Source organism: Kitasatospora sp. NPDC002543 (assembly GCF_053594915.1).
Window position 1 is genome coordinate 1 of record NZ_JBSFWR010000254.1, and the last position, 1,197, is coordinate 1,197.

General features: G+C 68.1%; 2 protein-coding genes. One reads left to right on the forward strand and one right to left on the reverse strand.

Translation table 11 applies throughout. The features are described 5' to 3' along the window. Window positions 1-658: DUF1152 domain-containing protein (locus tag ACWD4P_RS38380; RefSeq protein WP_449782844.1), on the reverse strand; the 658-nt coding region annotated here is incomplete at its 3' end. 134 nt (window positions 659-792) lie between these two features. Between ACWD4P_RS38380 and ACWD4P_RS38385 the strand changes: the two genes are divergently transcribed. Continuing rightward, on the forward strand, window positions 793-1,197 hold a 405-nt coding region (locus ACWD4P_RS38385), incomplete at its 3' end, for a GntR family transcriptional regulator (protein WP_449782843.1).

Below are 1,197 nucleotides of genomic sequence, written 5' to 3' on the forward strand. Positions count from 1 at the left end.
GTCCCTCGTCCCTGAGGGGAACGGGCAGGCCCGCGTCTCGGACTTCGCAGAGACCGCGTACGCCTCGTGCCGTGGCTGCCAGCATCGCGGTCGCCTCGGAGGGGTGCCACTCCAGGACACCGCTGATCGGTTCGACGTGCTCAGGCGCCAGAGTGAGAGCAACTGGGCCCAGATAGCTGCGGAGTTGCTCGATCGGGAGCTCTCCGTCCAGGCCGGGGCCGGCGACCAAAAGCCGCACGGGGGACAGGACTTGGGCGCAAGCCGCCAGCGTGAGCGCGTCGGCCAGTGGGCTGCGGAGTGTGGGTTCGTCGCCCTGGGCCAGGATGTCGCCGCCTACGTCGAGTAGATCGATGGAGGTGGGCGAGAGGTGTGCGATCAGTTCTTCGAGTTGGCGCGTGATGCCCTCGGCGCCCTGGCGGGGGTCGATGAGGACAAAGGTTTGCGGCAGTTCGCGCGCTAGGCGGGGGAGGGTCGAGCCCGCGGGCGCTATCGGTGCCGCGTTGCCGGGCACGGCTTGGACCGTGGGTGTCAGTGGGAGCAAACCCGTGAAGTTGGCCGGGCTTCGGGGGCCTGGGACCGGGTCGACCAACAGACGGTCCCACGCGTACGTGAGGACCACCGCCGGGCCCTCGTCGCCGTACAAGGCGGCGTCCAACATTGAGGCGGCGACAGCGTCGCCCCCTCCTCCGGCTGCCAGGATCAACCGCGTCACCCGGCCAGCGTACTGGTTGGCGACTTAGCCACTCACTCTATAGTGGCCAGAGGACTTAGCCACTTGAGAGAGGGGTTCTGATGCCGCAGATCGAGGAGACGCAGCCCAAGTACCTGCAGATCGCGCACTTCATCCGCGACCAGATCTTGCGCGGCGACCTGCGGGCAGGCGACGAGGTGCCGTCGGAGCGGCAACTTGCCTCAGACTGGAGCGTTTCGCGGCCGACGGCGGCTCGGTCGTTGGAGGCGCTGCGGCAACAGGGCCTTGTCGAGAAGCGGCAGGGGTCGGGCACGTACGTACGCAGTCTTCAGGTCAATCGGCGGGCCAGGGAGCTCTACGGCCGGGCTCGGCAGACCGGGAAGATCTACACCGCTGGTGAGTACGCGGTGATCACGTCGGCCGGGTGGATGGATGCGCCGGATCACGTCGCAGAGGCGCTTGGCCTGGTCAAGGATCGTCGGGCTGTGCATCGACGGCGGGTGACC